The sequence below is a fragment of the Cupriavidus sp. GW823-FHT07A04 genome (assembly GCF_058794615.1).
The window spans coordinates 205,056-223,509 of the sequence record NZ_JBXAHA010000003.1 but is presented as its reverse complement, the minus strand read 5'-3'; the positions used below and the strand labels follow the sequence as shown (position 1 = coordinate 223,509).

The 18,454-nt window shown below is 63.2% G+C and carries 21 protein-coding genes; 13 read left to right on the top strand and 8 right to left on the bottom strand.

Translation table 11 applies throughout. The features are described from left to right. Positions 1-68 precede the first annotated feature (68 nt). The gene (gene rpsT, locus AC1Q7Q_RS06795) at positions 69-335 is read left to right on the top strand and encodes a 30S ribosomal protein S20 (RefSeq protein ID WP_006157537.1); all 267 of its coding nucleotides are present in this window, start codon (positions 69-71) and stop codon (positions 333-335) included. 257 nt (positions 336-592) lie between these two features. On the opposite strand, the gene AC1Q7Q_RS06790 is transcribed toward rpsT, so the two are convergent. Then, positions 593-892, bottom strand: coding sequence for a DUF3579 domain-containing protein (locus tag AC1Q7Q_RS06790; protein WP_043349364.1), 300 nt, complete (start codon positions 890-892; stop codon positions 593-595). Between the two features lie 396 nt (positions 893-1,288). On the opposite strand from AC1Q7Q_RS06790, the gene argF reads away from it, so the two are divergent. From argF to ppnP, 3 genes are all read left to right on the top strand, one after another. Continuing rightward, a complete protein-coding gene (gene argF, locus AC1Q7Q_RS06785) occupies positions 1,289-2,212 on the top strand; it encodes an ornithine carbamoyltransferase (RefSeq protein ID WP_043349360.1) in 924 nt (307 codons plus the stop codon). 189 nt (positions 2,213-2,401) lie between these two features. Further along, the gene (locus AC1Q7Q_RS06780; RefSeq protein WP_035867543.1) at positions 2,402-3,631 is read left to right on the top strand and encodes an argininosuccinate synthase; all 1,230 of its coding nucleotides are present in this window, start codon (positions 2,402-2,404) and stop codon (positions 3,629-3,631) included. A 117-nt stretch (positions 3,632-3,748) separates the two neighbouring features. Then, a complete protein-coding gene (gene ppnP, locus AC1Q7Q_RS06775) occupies positions 3,749-4,060 on the top strand; it encodes a pyrimidine/purine nucleoside phosphorylase (RefSeq protein WP_043349354.1) in 312 nt (103 codons plus the stop codon). A 19-nt stretch (positions 4,061-4,079) separates the two neighbouring features. Here ppnP and murB read toward each other — a convergent pair whose 3' ends face one another. Beyond that, entirely contained in the window at positions 4,080-5,096 is a 1,017-nt protein-coding gene (murB, locus tag AC1Q7Q_RS06770) for a UDP-N-acetylmuramate dehydrogenase (RefSeq protein WP_492373104.1), read from the bottom strand. A 140-nt stretch (positions 5,097-5,236) separates the two neighbouring features. On the opposite strand from murB, the gene AC1Q7Q_RS06765 reads away from it, so the two are divergent. Further along, positions 5,237-5,722 (top strand): YajQ family cyclic di-GMP-binding protein, encoded by a 486-nt coding sequence (locus AC1Q7Q_RS06765; RefSeq protein ID WP_006157531.1) that lies wholly within the window; start codon positions 5,237-5,239, stop codon positions 5,720-5,722. A 58-nt stretch (positions 5,723-5,780) separates the two neighbouring features. Here AC1Q7Q_RS06765 and AC1Q7Q_RS06760 read toward each other — a convergent pair whose 3' ends face one another. The 3 genes from AC1Q7Q_RS06760 to AC1Q7Q_RS06750 form a co-directional block, all read right to left on the bottom strand. Continuing rightward, positions 5,781-6,230, bottom strand: a complete 450-nt coding sequence (locus tag AC1Q7Q_RS06760) for a DUF192 domain-containing protein (protein ID WP_492373103.1) — start codon at positions 6,228-6,230, stop codon at positions 5,781-5,783. Positions 6,231-6,417: 187 nt separating this feature from the next. Continuing rightward, positions 6,418-6,639, bottom strand: coding sequence for a hypothetical protein (locus AC1Q7Q_RS06755; RefSeq protein ID WP_416049626.1), 222 nt, complete (start codon positions 6,637-6,639; stop codon positions 6,418-6,420). A gap of 103 nt (positions 6,640-6,742) precedes the next feature. Then, positions 6,743-7,417 (bottom strand): pseudouridine synthase, encoded by a 675-nt coding sequence (locus tag AC1Q7Q_RS06750; protein WP_492373102.1) that lies wholly within the window; start codon positions 7,415-7,417, stop codon positions 6,743-6,745. Between the two features lie 321 nt (positions 7,418-7,738). Between AC1Q7Q_RS06750 and icd the strand changes: the two genes are divergently transcribed. The 4 genes from icd to AC1Q7Q_RS06730 all read left to right on the top strand — a co-directional run bounded on the left by icd (position 7,739) and on the right by AC1Q7Q_RS06730 (position 11,401). Beyond that, positions 7,739-8,989, top strand: a complete 1,251-nt coding sequence (gene icd / locus AC1Q7Q_RS06745; protein WP_043349336.1) for an NADP-dependent isocitrate dehydrogenase — start codon at positions 7,739-7,741, stop codon at positions 8,987-8,989. 291 nt (positions 8,990-9,280) lie between these two features. Continuing rightward, entirely contained in the window at positions 9,281-9,850 is a 570-nt protein-coding gene (locus tag AC1Q7Q_RS06740; RefSeq protein WP_492373101.1) for a PAAR domain-containing protein, read from the top strand. Continuing rightward, a complete protein-coding gene (locus AC1Q7Q_RS06735) occupies positions 9,850-10,545 on the top strand; it encodes a hypothetical protein (protein ID WP_492373100.1) in 696 nt (231 codons plus the stop codon). The genes AC1Q7Q_RS06740 and AC1Q7Q_RS06735 overlap by 1 nt, the downstream gene beginning before the upstream one ends. 229 nt (positions 10,546-10,774) lie before the next feature. Next, positions 10,775-11,401, top strand: coding sequence for a type II toxin-antitoxin system mRNA interferase toxin, RelE/StbE family (locus AC1Q7Q_RS06730; RefSeq protein ID WP_492373099.1), 627 nt, complete (start codon positions 10,775-10,777; stop codon positions 11,399-11,401). Here the strand turns inward: AC1Q7Q_RS06730 and AC1Q7Q_RS06725 are convergent. Beyond that, on the bottom strand, positions 11,392-11,598 hold the full coding sequence (locus AC1Q7Q_RS06725; RefSeq protein WP_006157526.1) for a cold-shock protein: 207 nt from the start codon (positions 11,596-11,598) through the stop codon (positions 11,392-11,394). The two genes, AC1Q7Q_RS06730 and AC1Q7Q_RS06725, sit on opposite strands and share 10 nt — an antisense overlap. Before the next feature lie 513 nt (positions 11,599-12,111). Between AC1Q7Q_RS06725 and clpS the strand changes: the two genes are divergently transcribed. The 4 genes from clpS (at position 12,112) to AC1Q7Q_RS06705 (ending at position 16,764) form a co-directional block, all read left to right on the top strand. Next, positions 12,112-12,438 (top strand): ATP-dependent Clp protease adapter ClpS, encoded by a 327-nt coding sequence (clpS, locus tag AC1Q7Q_RS06720; RefSeq protein ID WP_006157525.1) that lies wholly within the window; start codon positions 12,112-12,114, stop codon positions 12,436-12,438. Next, complete coding sequence (gene clpA / locus AC1Q7Q_RS06715; RefSeq protein ID WP_043349328.1) at positions 12,435-14,729, top strand: ATP-dependent Clp protease ATP-binding subunit ClpA; 2,295 nt, start codon at positions 12,435-12,437, stop codon at positions 14,727-14,729. The genes clpS and clpA overlap by 4 nt, the downstream gene beginning before the upstream one ends. Before the next feature lie 152 nt (positions 14,730-14,881). After that, positions 14,882-15,895 carry a Bug family tripartite tricarboxylate transporter substrate binding protein gene (locus tag AC1Q7Q_RS06710; RefSeq protein WP_492373098.1) on the top strand — a complete coding sequence of 338 codons (1,014 nt, stop codon included), beginning with the start codon at positions 14,882-14,884 and terminating at the stop codon, positions 15,893-15,895. Positions 15,896-15,921: 26 nt separating this feature from the next. Next, positions 15,922-16,764, top strand: a complete 843-nt coding sequence (locus AC1Q7Q_RS06705) for a VOC family protein (protein WP_492373097.1) — start codon at positions 15,922-15,924, stop codon at positions 16,762-16,764. A 32-nt stretch (positions 16,765-16,796) separates the two neighbouring features. Here the strand turns inward: AC1Q7Q_RS06705 and dut are convergent, their stop codons facing one another. Together dut and AC1Q7Q_RS06695 are read right to left on the bottom strand one after the other, a co-directional pair. Beyond that, entirely contained in the window at positions 16,797-17,297 is a 501-nt protein-coding gene (gene dut, locus AC1Q7Q_RS06700; RefSeq protein ID WP_492373096.1) for a dUTP diphosphatase, read from the bottom strand. A 106-nt stretch (positions 17,298-17,403) separates the two neighbouring features. Next, positions 17,404-18,426 (bottom strand): LLM class flavin-dependent oxidoreductase, encoded by a 1,023-nt coding sequence (locus AC1Q7Q_RS06695; protein WP_492373095.1) that lies wholly within the window; start codon positions 18,424-18,426, stop codon positions 17,404-17,406. Positions 18,427-18,454 lie beyond the last annotated feature (28 nt).

Below are 18,454 nucleotides of genomic sequence, written 5' to 3'. Positions count from 1 at the left end.
TTAATTGTGTCCGCGGTTTGCTCCGTCCTCCCGTCGGGCACGCATCTGAATTCAGGAAATCTACTTAAATGGCAAATTCCGCACAAGCTCGCAAGCGCGCGCGCCAGGCCGTCGCCCAGAACGCCCATAACTCCAGCCTGCGTTCGCGTCTGCGTACCGCAGTGAAGGCTGTTCGCAAGGCGATCGAAGCCGGCGACAAGGCTGCTGCTGCCGAGATCTTCAAGAACTCGCAATCGATCATCGACGCTATCGCCGACAAGAAGATCGTGCACAAGAACAAGGCTGCACGCCACAAGTCGCGCCTGTCGTCGGCTATCAAGTCGATGGCTGCCTGATATAGGCACTGGTGCCGGGCGCAAGCCAGGCACCTTCCGGCTGTTCGCCGGCCATTGCGTTGGCCGCGCCGCTTCGGCGGCGTGTCACGGTCCTGGTCAGGTTGTCAGTCGGCAGGGTGGGTCTCCTTACGGGGTATCCAGCCGATAAAAAAGCTCGTCATTTGACGAGCTTTTTTTGCTTTGTACTTTGGGCTGGCGCCGGTCCTGAGGGTGTGTGCGGCTAGCTGCGGCCATGCCGCAGCTGCTTCAGTGCGAGCTCACTCCAGCGAGCAGGCTTCGACCAGTTGCAGGTTGTTGTCGCGGGCGAAGTTGAGCACGAAGTCGAGCGCTTTGGGCTCGATGTCGCGCAGCCGCGCATCGACCACCACGCTCTTCAACCCGCCGGCTATCACGGGCCGCACGTAGGGTGAGTAAGTGATGCGGGGGTCGCCGGTGTCGCCTTCGGGGCGGAATTGCGCCATCACGCCGCACAGTCGTTCAGCCCAGTCGCTTGGGCGGAAGGTCTTGCCTTCCTTGGTGATGCCTTGGATGAAGTATTCGCGAACTGTGGGATTCATGGGACTGCGGGGATAAGACGGGTGACTCGACGGTAAACCCGCCAGACTGACCAAACGGAAGCCCGTTTGACGCGGCCAGGAAACAATTAGTTCGTTTCATTCCGGCCGTGGCGGCGGGGGCGTCGGTGTCGGCGGGGGCACTTTTGATGCCGGCAGCGGGCGGTGGCATGGGTATGCCGGGCCCCGCGTGAATCAGCCGGTATTATATCTTATATAAGACTCGCGCATAAGCCTCCGTGCCGGGCGAGGTGCCGTGCATGCTCGCCAAAGCCACAATAATCCCTTATGATTCTTACAGTTAAATTGCGTAAGCGACGCGAAAGGCGGCTCCGCGGCATGGCCAGGTCATGAACCCTTCATGGCGGCGTGCCACCACCGAGCCGCCTTCTTTGTTTTATGAGCCCAACTTCGATCAAGCATTACCTCCAGTTCAGCGACCTGACTCCCGACGAGTACGAGTACCTGCTGGACCGCGCACGGATTCTGAAGACCAAGTTCAAGAACTACGAGACATGGCATCCGCTGCACGACCGCACGCTGTCCATGATCTTCGAGAAAAACTCGACTCGTACGCGCTTGTCGTTCGAGGCCGGCATCCACCAGCTCGGTGGCCATGCCGTCTTCCTCAACACCCGCGACTCCCAGCTGGGGCGCGGCGAGCCGATCGAGGATGCGGCGCAGGTGATCTCGCGCATGGTCGACATCATCATGATCCGCACCTTCGGCCAGGAAATCATCGAGCGTTTCGCCGCGCATTCGCGCGTGCCGGTGATCAACGGGCTGACCAACGAATACCATCCCTGCCAGGTGCTGGCCGATGTCTTCACGTACATCGAGCAGCGTGGCAGCATCCGCGGCAAGACCGTCGCATGGATCGGTGACGCCAACAATATGGCCTACACCTGGATCCAGGCGGCAGAGCGCCTCGGCTTCACGTTCCATTTCTCCGCGCCTCCCGGCTATCAGCTCGATCCGGCCATGGTGCCGGCAACGGCTGCTCATCTGGTCAAGGTGTTCGACGATCCGCTGACCGCCTGCCAGGGTGCCGACCTGGTCACCACCGACGTGTGGACCAGCATGGGCTACGAGGCAGAGAACGACGCCCGCAAGCGCGCCTTCCAGAACTGGATGGTGACTACCGCCATGATGGATCGCGCCGGTGACGATGCCCTGTTCATGCACTGCCTGCCTGCCCACCGCGGCGAGGAAGTCGAGGCCGCCGTGATCGACGGCCCCAAGAGCGTGGTCTGGGAAGAGGCCGAGAACCGCCTGCACGTGCAGAAGGCCCTGATGGAATACCTGCTCTGCGGGCGTTACTGACCGCTGGCGGCCCGGCGCCGCGATTGGCGCACATGCGGCGCGCCAATCCGGCGCCCGCATGCTCGCGCGGCTCGGCAAGTGCCGCCCAAGCCGGGGCGGACGTGTCAAAATAGCGGTTTATCCGCATCCCTTTTTCTCGCGTGACTGGCTTTGTGGCCGGCCGCGCTTACTTTTCGCATCGAGTCGAACATGAGCGATATCAAGAAAGTCGTGCTCGCCTACTCCGGCGGGCTGGACACTTCGGTGATCCTGAAGTGGCTGCAAGACACCTATCAGTGCGAGGTGGTCACCTTTACCGCCGACATCGGCCAGGGCGAGGAACTCGAACCTGCACGCCAGAAGGCGCTCAAGTTCGGCATCAAGCCGGAAAACATCTTCATCGACGACCTGCGTGAAGAGTTCGTGCGCGATTTCGTCTTCCCGATGTTCCGCGCCAACGCCGTCTATGAAGGCGAGTACCTGCTCGGCACCTCGATCGCGCGTCCGCTGATCGCCAAGCGCCAGATCGAGATCCTGCGCAGCACTGGCGCCGACGCCGTGTCGCACGGCGCTACCGGCAAGGGCAACGACCAGGTTCGCTTCGAGCTGGGCTACTACGGCCTCGAGCCGGGCGTGAAGGTCATCGCCCCATGGCGCGAATGGGACCTGTTGTCGCGCGAGAAGCTGCTGGCCTACGCTGAAAAGGCCGGCATCGAAATCGACATGAAGCACAAGAAGGGCGGCGCCCCGTACTCGATGGACGCCAACCTGCTGCACATCTCCTTCGAAGGCCGCCACCTGGAAGACCCCAAGGCCGAGGCCGAGGAAGACATGTGGCGCTGGACCGTGTCGCCGGAGAACGCACCGGACGCGGCCGAGTACCTGGACGTCGAGTTCGAGGGCGGCGACATCGTTGGCCTGAACGGCAAGCGCATGACCCCGGCTGAAGTGCTGACCGAGCTGAACCGCCTGGGCGGCAAGCACGGCATCGGCCGCCTTGACCTGGTGGAAAACCGCTACGTCGGCATGAAGAGCCGTGGCTGCTACGAAACCCCTGGCGGCACCATCATCCTGAAGGCCCACCGCGCTATCGAGTCGATCACGCTCGACCGCGAAGTGGCTCACCTGAAGGACGACCTGATGCCGCGCTACGCCAGCCTGATCTACAACGGCTACTGGTGGAGCCCGGAGCGCCGCGCGCTGCAAGTGCTGATCGACCACACCCAGGCCAAGGTCAATGGCTGGGTCCGCGTCAAGCTGTACAAGGGCAATGTGATCGTGGTCGCCCGCGACTCCAAGGACACGCTGTTCGACAAGACCATCGCGACCTTCGACGATGACGGCGGCGCCTACAACCAGGCCGACGCCGGCGGCTTCATCAAGCTGAACGCGCTGCGCATGCGCATCGCCGAAAACGCTCGCCGCCAGCGCGGCGAGTAAGCCAGACCGCAGGCATGCAACAGAAGAGGGGCCGTCATGGCCCCTTTTTTGCGCCGCCTTGCCCTCCGGTATTCCCGATTCAGTCATCCAGAACCAAGAGCATCAAGGAGAAATAGCGTGAGCCAGTTCGACAACGTATCCGTCGTCAAGAAAGCCAACCTGTACTTCGACGGCAAGTGCGTGAGCCACACCGTGCTGTTCCCGGACGGCACCCGCAAGACGCTGGGCGTGATCTTCCCCGCCGCGCTGACCTTCAACACCGGCGCCCCGGAGATCATGGAAATCAATGGTGGCGTGTGCCGCGTCAAGCTGGCTGGCGAAGACCAGTGGCAAACCTATGGCGCTGGCCAGCAGTTCAATGTGCCCGGCGACAGCAGCTTCGATATCGAAGTGACCGAAACGCTGGACTACGTCTGCCACTTCGGTTGAGCACGGCAGCCCGGACGGGTTAAAGCACCACCGGCTCGGGTTCGATTCGCACGCCGAAGCGGGCTTGTACCGCATCGGCGATGCGGTGCGCCAGCGCCAGCAGCGCCTGCCCGGTGCCGCCGCCGTGGTGCACCAGCACCAGCGCCTGCTTGCCATAGACGCCCACCGGGCCGTCGCTGACCCCCTTGAATCCACACTGGTCGATCAGCCAGCCGGCTGCCAGCTTGTAGCTGCCGTCTGGCTGGGCGTGGCTGACCAGGTTGGGATACCGCACCAGCAGCGCGTCGCGCTGCTCGGCGCCCACCACCGGGTTCTTGAAGAAGCTGCCGGCATTGCCGACCTGGGCCGGATCGGGTAGCTTGCGCGCGCGGATCGCGATCACCGCGTCGCGGATGCGGTCTGCCGTGGGATGCGCCGCAGGATCTTGCGCCAGCTCGCGCGCCAGTTCCGCATAGCCCAGCACTGGCTGCCACGGCAGCGGCAGGCGCAGGGTGACGGCGGTGATGATGTAGCGGTCCCGACCCTCACGCTTGAACAGGCTGTCCCGGTAGGCGAACTGGCACTGCTCCAGCGTCAGATGGACGAATTCGCCGCTATGGCGGTCGAGCGCGCGCAGGCTGTCGAAGCGCTCGCGCAGCTCCACGCCGTAGGCGCCGATGTTCTGGATCGGCGCCGCGCCCGCGGTGCCGGGGATCAGGGCCAGGTTTTCCAGGCCCGGAAGGCCGTCGGCGATCGTGCGGCAGACCAGCGCATGCCAGTTCTCGCCGGCACCTGCCGTCACAAGCTGGGCGGCATCCGCCGAGGCCACCGCGTAGCCGGGAATCTCCATCAGCAGCACGAGCGCGTCAAGGTCCTGCGTAAGGACCACATTGCTGCCGCCGCCGAGCACCACCAGCGGCAGGTCTTGCGCGCGGGGATCGGCCAGGGCGGCCAGCAGGTCGGCTTCGCTGCGCACGTGCACCGCAAAGCGCGCGCGCACGTCGAATCCGAATGTATTGTGGCGGCGCAGGGGATAAAATTCGAGGAAATCTGCCATGCAAGGGAAAGGTGAAGCGGCCCGCCGGGGTCGACGGCACCGGACTGCAGGGTAGGCTGGATTATACGTAAGCGCCGCCGCCAGCCGGCGCGCGCCCGGTACAAGCAATAAGCAACACGCAGCAAGACAAGGAGAATGCAATGCCGTCGTTTGACGTAGTGTGCGAAGCGAACATGATCGAGGTGAAGAACTCGGTCGAGCAGGCCAACAAGGAAATCACGAACCGCTTCGACTTCAAGGGTTCGGATTCGCGGGTCGAGCACAAGGAGAACGAGCTCACCGCGTTCGCCGATGACGATTTCAAGCTCGGCCAGGTCAAGGACGTGCTGATCAGCAAGATGGCCAAGCGCAATGTCGACGTGCGCTTCCTCGACTACGGCAAGACCGAGCGCATCGGCGGCGACAAGGTCAAGCAGGTCATCACCATCAAGAAGGGCGTCACCGGCGACCTGTCGAAGAAGATCGTCAAGATGATCAAGGACAGCAAGATCAAGGTGCAGGCCAGCATCCAGGGTGACGCGGTGCGCGTCACGGGCACCAAGCGCGACGATCTGCAGAGCGTGATCGCGCTGCTGCGCAAGGATGTCCCCGAAGCGCCGCTGGACTTCAACAACTTCCGCGACTGATCCTGTCGCCGGCAGGCGTGGCAGCCATGCTGCCGCGCGCCCGCTTTTTCCTTTTTCTTTAGCGCGCCTGCGGCAGGCCGCCGATCTTCGCGCCGGCCTTCAGGCCCTTCTGCGCAAACCAGCCCTTGTTCATCTCCAGCGCGTAGCGCACGGCCGCGCGCGGGCAGTGGTTGTCCTCGGTCTGGGGCGCCATGTCTTCGATATTGACGATGGACCCGTCATCGGCCAGGAAGGCGATCGACAGGGGCAGGTCGGTATTCTTCATCCAGAAGCAGTGTCCGGCTTTCTCTTCGAACACAAACAGCATGCCCTCGTTGGCGGGCATGGTCTTGCGGTACATCAGGCCGAGCTCGCGGGCTTCCGGCGTGGCGGCGATTTCCGCCTTGATCGCGTACATGCCAGCGGTGAGTTGCCTGACCGGCAAGCTGGCCGGGGACTGGGCACAGGCGGCGGCCATGGCGGCGAGGGCGCAGCCGCTGACGAGCAGGTTCTTGAGCAAAGGGCGCATGAGTTGGAGCGGCAAATGACGGGTTCGGGACAGCCGCCAGCATAGCGCAGCTACCGCGCGAGCGGCACGGACAAATATTCCACTTCGTTGCGGCAGGCCTGATTGTCGCGGGCAAGAAAAAAGGCAGGCGCCTTGCGGGCAACCTGCCTTGCTTGCCGGGCGCTAAGCCCGGCCTGCCTGCAAACTCTTACTTCGTTGCAGCAGCGTCAGCCTTGGCAACCGGAGCAGCCTTGGTCTTGCTGTGAGCGTGCTTCTTGGACTTCTTGGTGCTCTTCGTCGCGGGCTTTGCAGCCGGTGCTTCGGCGGCAGGCGCTGCAGCAGCCGGGGCTGCCGGTGCGGGTGCGGCGGCTTGGGCGAAAACGCCGGTGGCGAACAGGCCGGCAACCAGAGCAGCGATCAGTTTGTTCATGCTTAACAACCTCGAAGGTAAATCGATTCGGAAGAGTTGACTCGTATGCGACGCGTCAGTGTCAAAAACGAAACGAGGCGGTGAGCCGTTGACTCGCGACTTGTTAATATTTGTAACTTTTTGCGCGAGGGCGTGCGTGGCGCCGCTCCGCCGGGCTGGTCGCCGCCCCCGATCCACGCCCGCGCACGATCTCGCGGGGACGTGGCGCGGCTACGGCTTCCAGGCCGAGCGCGCTCGGGTCGATCTCGCACCATTGCCCTGGCGCGAGTCCGAGCGTACGCAGGTCGAGCCTGCCAATTTGCACGCGCACCAGGCGCAAGGTCGGAAATCCCACCGCCGCGGTCATTCGGCGCACCTGGCGGTTCTTGCCCTCGCGGATCTCGAGTTCGAGCCATTGGGTCGGGATGGCGGCGCGAAATCGCACCGGCGGATTGCGTGGCCACAGAAAGCCTGGCTCGTCGATGCAGCGCGCTCGCGCCGGCAGCGTGCGGAAGTCTCCGAGGTCGACGCCATTGCGCAGGTGCGCCAGGGCGGCTTCGCCGGGCACGTTTTCGACCTGGGCCAGATATGTCTTGGGCAGTTTGTGATGCGGATCGGCAATGCGCGCCTGCAAGATGCCGTCATCGGTCAGCAGCAGCAAGCCTTCGCTGTCGGCATCGAGCCTTCCCGCCGGATACACGCCGGGCCGCTGCACGCAGTCGCCGAGAGTCGGGCGCGACGGGTGCGCGGAGAACTGGCTCATGGTGCCGAAGGGTTTGTTCAGTGCGATCAGCGTCATCGAGAGTATTGGGGCCTGGCGCGCGGATAGGCGCATGAATGGCGTCAGTATGGGGCGTCAGTATGCCGTAGCCCACGCCGGGCGGCGCGGGGCCGGCCAGGATGGCGGATCATGAAATTTTGCTGCATAATACGAAACGGTCTTATGTCTTATATAAGACTTGTATGCGTGTGACGCATAGCCGGGCAGTCCGCGTGTGGTGCGCAACGGCATCGCCTGCGCGCCAATCGCCGTTAAAATGCCCGCGCGCCACCCAAATCTCGCCGTCTGGTCACGAATCCGGCGGCTCGTTGCAACCCCCCGTTCCGTACTGGAGACGTCATGTATCAACACATCAAGGTTCCGGCCGGCGAAAAGATCACGGTCAACCAGGATTTTTCGCTGAATGTTCCGGACAATCCGATCATTCCGTTCATCGAAGGCGACGGTACGGGCCTGGATATCACCCCGGTGATGATCAAGGTGGTCGATGCAGCCGTGGCCAAGGCCTACGGTGGCAAGCGCAAGATCTCCTGGATGGAGATCTACGCCGGCGAGAAGTCGACCAAGGTGTATGGCCCTGACGTGTGGCTGCCTGAAGAAACCCTGGAAGTCCTCAAGGACTACGTGGTGTCCATCAAGGGCCCGCTGACCACGCCGGTTGGCGGCGGCATCCGCTCGCTCAACGTGGCGCTGCGCCAGCAACTGGACCTGTACGTCTGCCTGCGCCCGGTGGCGTACTTCAAGGGCGTGCCCTCGCCGGTGCGCGAGCCGCAAAAGATCGACATGGTGATCTTCCGCGAGAACTCGGAAGACATCTACGCCGGGATCGAATGGGAAGCGGAAAGCGACCAGGCCAAGAAACTGATCGCCTTCCTGCAGAACGAAATGGGCGTGAAGAAGATCCGTTTCCCGGATACCTCGGGCATTGGCGTCAAGCCGGTCTCCAAGCAAGGCACCAAGCGCCTGGTGCGCAAGGCCATCCAGTACGCGATCGACAACGACAAGCCGTCGGTGACCATCGTGCACAAGGGCAACATCATGAAGTTCACCGAAGGTGGCTTCCGTGACTGGGCCTACGAGCTGGCACAGCAGGAATTCGGCGCCGAGCTGATCGACGGCGGCCCGTGGTGCAAGTTCAAGAACCCGAAGACCGGCCGCGAAATCGTCATCAAGGACGCCATCGCCGACGCCTTCCTGCAGCAGATCCTGCTGCGCCCGGCCGAATATTCGGTGATCGCCACGCTGAACCTGAACGGCGACTACATCTCCGACGCGCTGGCGGCCCAGGTTGGCGGCATTGGCATTGCCCCGGGCGCCAACCTGTCGGATTCCGTGGCCATGTTCGAAGCCACCCACGGCACCGCACCAAAGTACGCCGGCAAGGACTATGTGAACCCGGGTTCCGAAATCCTCTCCGCGGAAATGATGCTGCGCCACATGGGCTGGACCGAAGCCGCCGACCTGATCATCTCCTCGATGGAGAAGTCCATCCTATCGAAGAAGGTCACCTATGACTTCGCCCGCTTGCTCGAAGGCGCGACGCAAGTGTCGTGCTCGGGCTTTGGGCAGGTGATGATCGACAATATGTAATCCTAGTTCGGGCCATCTCAGCCTGAACCGAAACCCCGGCGACTCAACGGTCGCCGGGGTTTTTTCATCCCGTCGTATCAAGAGGTACTACCCGGCAAGTGTGCAGCCAGGTCGACATAATAAAGACCGAATAGGACACATAAGGAAAATGCTCTCCGCACTTGCAGAAATGTCTGATTGATTTTAGTGCTGTATCGCGCATAAATAGGGGCGCGAAACGCCTATCAATCAATCCATGGGAGAACGCATGCACAACGTGAGGCAGTTGACCGCAACTTGGGAGGCCAAACCATGATGCGCAGAGTTGCGTGTGTGGGCGACAGGCTTTCACCAGATGGCGTCATCCTCCCGTATGACGGTCCAGTTTTCACTATCGGTGACGGTGCCGGCCACCAGGTAGCGCTTATCGGTGGGCAAGCCTACTGCGAAGCCTGCAAGAGCACCGGCATCATTGCAAAGGCTGGCGGACCGAGCCGTATTAGCTTCATGGGCGAGACGGCGGCTGATGGCGATATCGTGCTCTGCAAGTGCCCGACACATCCGAGCATTATCGCCACTCTCGCCGGCGAGACTTGGTGCGACGACGAAGCCGAGAGTGCTGGAATGGCGAGCGTGCAGGAAGCGATCGCAGGCACATCGGATTTCATAGCGGCACCCTTCCTGGCCTCTAATCCCCGTTACGACCAACAGGTGCAACTCCTGGACGAAAAATCCGGCCAACCCCTGGCACGCCGGCGCTACCGCCTTACAGGCGATGGCGGATCGATTGAGGCGCGAACGGACGACAGCGGTATGACCGAGCGTATTTCGAGCGATACCGCAGCGACCATGACGCTGGAGATTTTTGGGGAGGATGCCTGATGCAACCAATCAAGACGATACAAATTCCATTGACGCCGATTGAGAAGCGCGCGCCCGTGAAGGTCTATCTGCTGCGGCCTCGCGGGACTCTGTATTGGGGTGGGGCCGGACTGGATGGCGACTACGTGCGGCCGCAGATCGAGGCGTTCCGGAGGGCAGGGATTGCCCACTGCTTTGCAGGCATCACAAACTCAGCGACTATCGATCTTCCCAAGGACTATGAGTTCGTAGGCACGCTGATCGATGCCATCCGATCCGGCCTGACCATCCGCTCGCGCGATGACGGGGAATGGACAATCACAAGCGGCATGGCGGCAGAGGCTCCCCAATTCAATCTGATAGGTTACAGCTATGGGTCACTGCTAGCGGCTCAGACGGCATGGTCATATGCTCGTGCCGGGCACGTGATTGATCATCTCGTATTGGTGGGGTCACCTATTGAGGCAGGATTCCTCGCCGATCTGCGTGGCCACAAGGGTGTTCGCAAGACCACCGTGATCAATCTGACCGAACATGGAGATCCGATCTACGCCGGGATGCCATGGGCCGAGCTTGCCTTGGCGGCACCGCTGCTCGGCAAGCAAATGATTGCAGACAAAGGGGAAGGGCATTTTTACTATGCGCATGTGGTGCCAGACAGTTTGCGCCGTTGGGCCGCCTTGGCGCAGCGAGTGGCCGCCGAGGGGCTCAGATGATACGAACTAGGAGCAGGGTTGGGAGTGCGGTGGATCGCGTCGCCATTGGCCTTGCGCTCTTGGGTTTGGCCTTTGCAGTCTTTACCTTTCTCACTCCTATCACTCGCGCGCAGGTCACTACCGGCTCATTGGTTGTTGTTACAGCTGTTGTGCTTGCAACTGCGTGTCTGCTGACGCTGATTGGCTTGATTCTGGTACTGCTAGCGCTCATGCGGCGGTCTCCTGACCGTTGGCGAAGCCTTGCGGCCTATTGCATCGGGCTTGCGCTGTTCGTGGGGGCATTTGTGCTAGCTGGTTCCTGGGTTGGGCATCACCTGCCCCCACGGCAGACGAGCGCTGCCGCCATAATCAGCAATCTCGATGTAAGTGCTTAGCCATCTTTCCACAGGCCGACGGCGCGCCGTTCGGGCCTGAGTGGCCGGACCATGCGCTCATGGGCGGCTGGGCCGACCATCGCGAATGCCACGTTGGCGGCGACTTCCTGTTGATCTACTGGCTGGATAGTGCCGGCACTGGAGGGCAAGATATTTTGCGCCTAATGACGTGCATTTCGGGGTGTTTGAATGTGCGGAAACAGCCAAAATTGTGCAAAAAGCCACCAAAGCGCTGCAAAAACGACCGGAAATCAATGAGGAATCGAAGTGGCAGGCTAAAAGGCGCGACCAGCGAGCCAAACAAAAAGCCCGGCATTGACCTGGCCGGGCTTTTTGTCGGATGCGTTACGTGCTGCTGTCCAGCCTGCGTGCTTTGGGGCGGGGCAGGCCGATCCCGTTCCGGGGGTGATCCCCCGCATCCTGTCGTGGCCGCCTCAAGCTCTACCGGCTGGTGCGGCCGCGCACCGAATCTTCAGGCGTGATCCTGGATATTGGTGGCTTGTTTGCCCTTGGGGCCCTGGATGATTTCGAAGGATACGCGCTGACCCTCTTTCAGGGTCTTGAAGCCATTCATCTGGATGGCCGAAAAGTGCGCAAACAGTTCTTCTTCGCCGTCGTCCGGCTTGATGAACCCAAAGCCCTTGGCGTCATTGAACCATTTGACGATACCGCTTGCCATAAACTCCCCCAACAAAAAAAGCAGGATACGAGCGGGGGAAAGCGCCGCGGCCAGTGGGCGCCCGGCTAGTGTTCTTGCGCGCTGCCCGGATGGAACCGGGTCGGGCGCAAAGGCACGACTGTGCGGGCACCGCGTGGCGGCCAGTTTGATGTGCTGACTCGCCGCCGCTGGATTCGTGGGCCTCCCTGCTCACGGATCACTCAGTCCGGATGATTGCTTGGCTCGCGTAACCAGACGTGAATGTGCGAACGATTCTTCTGTCAAACCTGCGCACTGTCAAGTTGGCAGATTCCCCACTCCCGGTAGGGTGTGGCGGGAAAGGAACGGCTGTAGATGGTATTTTGGAGGGAAAGGGCGCACCGCGAAGGCGTGCGCCCTCCCGTCCAAGTGACCCACGAGTGAACCCGGATGCCTTCGGCGTCCACGGAATCTGGATGGCCGCTGCATCGGCCTCTTGAATCCGGTGTCTTTTCCCCAAATTGCAGAGTTGTGCGTAAGGGTTAGAATAAAGCCATGGCTACACGGCTGGCAAATGTCCCACAACGCGAAGCAGGCACCGTACTGGAGCGGAAAGAGCAGGCGCTCAAACCACCCGCCATGTACAAGGTGTTGCTGCTGAATGACGACTTCACCCCGATGGAGTTCGTCGTGATGATCCTGCAGCAGTATTTCAGCAGGGACCGGGAGACGGCAACGCAGATCATGTTGACCGTCCACCGGGAGGGTAAGGGGGTCTGCGGCATCTATACCAGGGATATCGCGGCAACGAAGGTCGAGCTGGTGTCAACCCACGCACGGCAGGCGGGTCATCCGTTGCAGTGCGTGATGGAGGAAGCATGATTGCGCAAGAATTGGAAGTCAGCCTGCACATGGCGTTTGTTGAAGCCCGGCAGGCACGCCACGAGTTTATAACCGTGGAGCACCTGCTACTGGCGTTGCTTGACAACCCCACGGCAGCGGAAGTCTTGCGCGCCTGCGCAGCCAATATTGAGGATTTGCGCACCAGTCTGAAGAACTTCATCGCGGACAACACGCCCGTGGTGCCTGGTACCGACGAGGTGGATACCCAGCCTACGCTGGGCTTCCAGCGCGTCATCCAGCGCGCCATCATGCATGTCCAGTCCACTTCCAACGGCAAGAAGGAAGTGACCGGGGCCAATGTCCTGGTGGCGATCTTTGGCGAGAAGGACTCGCACGCGGTGTACTACCTCCAGCAGCAGGGCGTGACCCGGCTGGATGTGGTCAATTTCATCAGCCATGGCATCCGCAAGGACCAGGCCGAGCCCGCCAAGCATGGCGACGGCACGGCCGAGGGCGAAGGCGGTGATGGCAAGGAGAGCCCGCTCGAGCAGTTCACCCAGAACCTGAACACGCTGGCCAAGGCCGGCAAGATCGATCCGCTGATCGGCCGCGAGAGCGAAGTCGAGCGGGTGGTCCAGGTGCTGTGCCGCCGGCGCAAGAACAACCCGCTGCTAGTGGGCGAGGCGGGTGTCGGCAAGACCGCGATCGCCGAAGGCCTGGCTTGGCGCATCACCAAGAACGAAGTGCCCGACATCCTTGAAAAGGCAGTCGTGTACTCGCTCGACATGGGCGCCCTGCTGGCCGGCACCAAGTACCGCGGGGACTTCGAGCAGCGCCTCAAGGGCGTGCTCAAGTCGCTCAAGGACAATCCGAACGCGATCCTGTTCATCGACGAGATCCACACGCTGATCGGCGCGGGCGCCGCTTCGGGCGGGACGCTGGACGCCAGCAACCTGCTCAAGCCGGCACTGTCGTCAGGCCAGCTCAAGTGCATCGGCGCGACCACCTTCACCGAGTACCGAGGCATCTTCGAGAAGGACGCGGCCCTGTCGCGCCGTTTCCAGAAGATCGACGTGGTGGAGCCGTCGGTCGACCAGACCGTGCAGATCCTGCGCGGCCTGAAGTCGCGCTTCGAAGAGCACCATGGCGTCAAGTACGCGGCAGCGGCGCTGACTGCGGCGGCCGAGTTGTCGGCGCGCTTCATCACCGACCGCCACCTGCCGGACAAGGCCATCGATGTGATCGATGAGGCCGGTGCAGCCCAGCGCATCCTGCCCAAGTCCAAGCAGAAAAAGACCATCGGCAAGGGCGAGATCGAAGACATCGTTTCGCGCATCGCGCGCATCCCGCCGCAGAGCGTCAACCAGGATGACCGCAGCAAGCTGCAGACCCTGGATCGCGACCTGAAATCGGTGGTGTTCGGCCAGGAACCGGCCATCGAGGCGCTGGCTTCGGCCATCAAGATGTCGCGCGCGGGCCTTGGCAAGACGGACAAGCCGATCGGCTCCTTCCTGTTCTCCGGCCCGACCGGGGTGGGCAAGACCGAAGTGGCCAAGCAGCTTGCCTTCATCATGGGCATCGAGCTGCTGCGCTTCGACATGTCCGAATACATGGAACGCCACGCGGTGAGCCGGCTGATTGGCGCGCCGCCGGGATATGTGGGCTTTGACCAGGGCGGCCTGCTGACCGAGGCCGTCACCAAGAAGCCGCACTGCGTGCTGCTGCTGGACGAAATCGAGAAGGCGCATCCGGATATCTTCAATATCCTGCTGCAGGTGATGGATCATGGCGCGCTGACCGATAACAATGGCCGCCGCGCCGACTTCCGCAACGTGATCATCATCATGACCACCAACGCGGGAGCGGAAACCATGAACCGCGCCACCATCGGCTTCACGTCCTCGCGCGAGCAGGGCGACGAGATGGTCGACATCAAGCGCATGTTCACGCCGGAGTTCCGTAACCGGCTGGATGCCATCATCAGCTTCCGTTCGCTCGACGAGGAAATCATCCTCCGCGTGGTCGACAAGTTCCTGATGCAGCTTGAGGAGCAGCTTCACGAGAAGAAGGTGGAAGCCAGCTTCAGCGACCACCTGCGCAAGTTCCTCGCCAAGAAGGGTTTCGACCCGCTAATGGGCGCGCGGCCGATGCAGCGCCTGATCCAGGACCTGATCCGCAAGGCGCTGGCCGACGAACTCCTGTTCGGCAAGCTGGTGTCCGGTGGCCGGGTGGTGGTGGATCTCGACGAGCAGGACCAGATCAAGCTGGACTTTGCCGAGGCTGCCGCAGAACCGCCGGAAGCGCCGGAAAACGAGAAAGCGGAAGTCTAGGACAAAGCGCGAAGGGCAGGCAGAGCGGACCTTGCCTGCAATTCGTGCTATCCTCGGGCAAAATACAGGGCGGCAGCGATGCCGCCCTTTTTGTTTTGGCCGGGTGCGGCTGCGCACCGCAGCTGTGTGCCCGCCATCCGTCTGAGTACCCGATGTCCCAATCCCAACGCTCGCGGCTGCGCCGCCTGCTGCTCAAATCGTTGCCATTTGGCGCGATGCCCCTGATTCCCGTGCCTGGCCTGGCTGCCTTGGGTGGCGAGGCCACGACAGGCGCGTCCGGTCGTCCGATCGCCATGGTGTTGCCGTTTCCTCCGGGAGGCAGCGTCGATATCGTCGCACGCCAGCTGCAGCCCGGCCTGAAGAGCGGGCTCGGCCAGACGGTGGTGATCGACAACAAGCCCGGCGCCGGTGGCCTGATTGCTTCGAGTACCGTGGCCCGGGCCAAGCCTGACGGCAGCACGCTGTTGATGGCGTTCGACACCCATGCCATCAACCCGTTTGCGTACAAGAACCTGCCCTACGATACCTTCCGCGACTTCACGCCGATCTCGCAACTGGTGCGTTTTCCGCTGGTGATCGCGGCCAACCCGTCGTTGCCCGCGTCCAACGTGAAGGAGTTGGTCGCCATGGCGCGGCAGAAGCCGGAGAGCATCCACTACGCGTCTTCCGGCATCGGCAGCCTTAACCAGCTCGCCGCCGAGGCGCTGGCGACCGAGGCCGGCGTGCGCTTTCTCCACGTGCCGTACAAAGGTGGCGGCCCGGCGGTGCAGGCTGTTCTGTCCAATGAAGTCGATGTATTTTTTTCCAGTTATGCGGCGGTGCAGGCGCATGTGGCTGCCAAGACGATCAAGCTGCTTGGCGTGACCGGTACCACCCGCCTGCGCCAGTTCCCGCAGTTGCCAACCGTGGCCGAGCAAGGCTATCGCGGTTTCGAGGCCTATTCATGGATCGGCGTGTTTGGCCCGGCCGGGTTGCCGGAGCCGACCGTGGCGCGCCTGCACGATGCCCTGGTTCAGTCGTTGCGGCAGCAACGCGTGGTGGATGCGCTGGCCATGCAGGGCTTCGAGATCGTGGGCGGCAGCCCCACCGAGCTGGCCAGCCTGGTGCGCCACGAGCACGACAAATGGCAGGCGGTGGCGCGCAAGGCCAATATCCAGTTCGATTGAAGCGAGAATTGAAGCGAGAGGGTGCGATGACGATGGAACCGCTAGACCACGCCGTGATGGTGTGTCCCGACCTTGACGCTGCGGCGCAAGCCTGGCGCGGGTTTGGCTTCACGCTGACGCCGCGCGGTTACCACACGCTCGGCTCGCAGAACCATTGCGTCATGCTGACGCGCGACTATCTTGAGCTGCTGCATGTCACCGCGCCAAGCCCGACGCGGCAGTATTACTGGGATGCGCAGGAGGCCGGGGGCGGCTGCGCCGGGCTGTCCTGCAAGAGCAGCGATACCTTCACCGCCGCGGCACAGTTGCGCGGTGGCGGCTGGCACACTTCGGACCCGATCGAGTTCTCGCGGCCGGTGCGGCTGGACGATGGCACGGAGCATCCCGCGACCTTCCGCGTTGCCGCAATCGACGATGCGCCGGGCGCGCGCTTTTTCATCTGCGAACACCGCACGCCGCAGCTGCTGTGGCGTCCGGAATGGACCACGCATGCCAACGGTGCCGTGGGCATCGCTACGATGTTCCTGGTGGTGGCGCCGTCACTGGTGGAGGCTGCCGGGCGTGCCTACGCCGAACTGACCGGCGGCGAGATGACGCAACTGAGCGATCACATCTGCAGCCTGGCGCTGGATGGCGCCACGCTGGTGGTGACCACGCCGCAGGCGCTTGCCGCCGCGACCGGCACCGAGCATGTGCGCCGTGCCGTGCCGGGGTACGCCGCCATCCGCCTGCGTACCAGCGACCTGGCCGCGGCCCGCCGCGGCTGGCGTGAGGCGCGCGTCGGGGCGCTCGACCTGGGGCCCGACGAGAGCCTGATTCCTGCCTCTCTGGCAGGCGGCGTGGCACTGCTGTTCGAGCAGGCGCGCTAACGCAGTATCGTCAAGCGCGCCGTCTTTCCCGCTTAGCTGCCGCTCTTGGCGTGATGCACGCCGGTCGAGCCGAAGCCGCCCGCGCCCCGCACGGTGTCTTCGGAGAAGGTTTCAACCGTCTTGAACACGGGCCGCAGCACCGGCACGAACATCATCTGCGCGATGCGCTCGCCCGGCTGGATCACGATCGGCTCGGTGCCGGGCGCATTGCGGTTCCACACGCTCACCATGATCGGGCCCTGGTAGTCGGCGTCGATCACGCCGATCGAGTTGCCCAGCACCAGGCCTTTCTTGTGGCCCAGGCCCGAGCGCGGCGCGATGGTGGCCGCCATGTAGGGGTTGCCCATATGCACGGAGATGCCGGCAGGCACCAGTTGCGCCGGCGTGCCCGGCTCGATGGTGAGCGCGGCGTCCAGGCAGGCGTGCAGGTCGATCGCCGCCGCCATATCGCTCTGGTAAGCCGGCAGGCCCCATTCATGCAGGCGTGCGTCAAGCACCTTGATTTCGACGGTGGGGTTGGCTTCGAATGTCATGGCTGGTCGGTCCCGGGAAAACTAAAACGTTGGCAACCCGAGATGATAGCCGAGCTTGGTCGCCCCCTAGCCGCCCCTGGCCTCCCTTAGTGGCCCTTAGTCGCCCTTAGTCGCCCGAAAGGTCGAACGCCTGCGCCAGCAGTTCGTAGGTGCGCAGCCGCGCCGCGTAGCTGGCGGCCACGCTCAGCACCACCAGTTCGTCGGCAAGGAAGCGCTCGCGCAGGGCCAGCATGCGCTGCGCCACCTGCTCAGGCGTGCCGCAGATGGTGCGGGGGCGCTCGCGCTCGACGATCAGCCGGTCGCGCTCGCTGAGCTCGTGCTGCGCGGCCTGCGCGAGCGAGGGGATCGGCGCGTTGACGCCATAGGCCATCTGCAGCCGGCGCAGGTCCACGGCACGCTCCAGCTCCGCCGCCTCGGCCTCGGTGTCGGCACAGATCACGAAGATCGCCGCCGCGCTATAAGGCTGCTCGTCATAGCCCGCTTCGAAATCGCGGCGGTACTGCTGCGCGACAGCGTGTCCCGCATGCGGATTGATAAAGTGGGCAAAGGCAAAGCGCAGCCCCAGGCGCGCCGCCAGGGCGCCGCCGAAGTCGCTGGATCCCAGCACCCACAGCTGCGGCCGCGTATCGATCTCGGGCTGCAGCACCACGCCCTCGGCGATATGGCCGGGCGGCATCTCGCCACGGAACAGCCAGGACAGGTCCCGCACCTGCTCCTCGAACTGGTCGCCCCGGTTGTACTGGCCCATGGCCACCGCCTGCGCGGTCCGCATGTCGCCGCCCGGCGCGCGCCCCACGCCAAGATCGATGCGGCCCGGGAACAGGGCCTCCAGCATGCGGAACTGCTCCGCCACCTTGAAGGGGCTGTAGTAAGGCAGCATGACGCCGCCCGAGCCCAGCCGGATGCGCTTGGTTACGCTGCCCAGGCGCGCCAGCATGACTTCCGGCGCCGGATTGCACACGCCGCGCAGCCCGTGGTGCTCGGCGCACCAGTAGCGGGTGTAGCCCAGCGCGTCGGCGGCCTGCGCCAGCTCCACGGTGGCGGCCAGCGCATCGCGCGCGTTATGGCCGGCGATGACCGGGCTCTGGTCGAGCACCGAGAGGCGCAGTTTGGGTTTGCTTGCGGACATGTCGAGGGTCGGGCCGGGTGATGTTCGG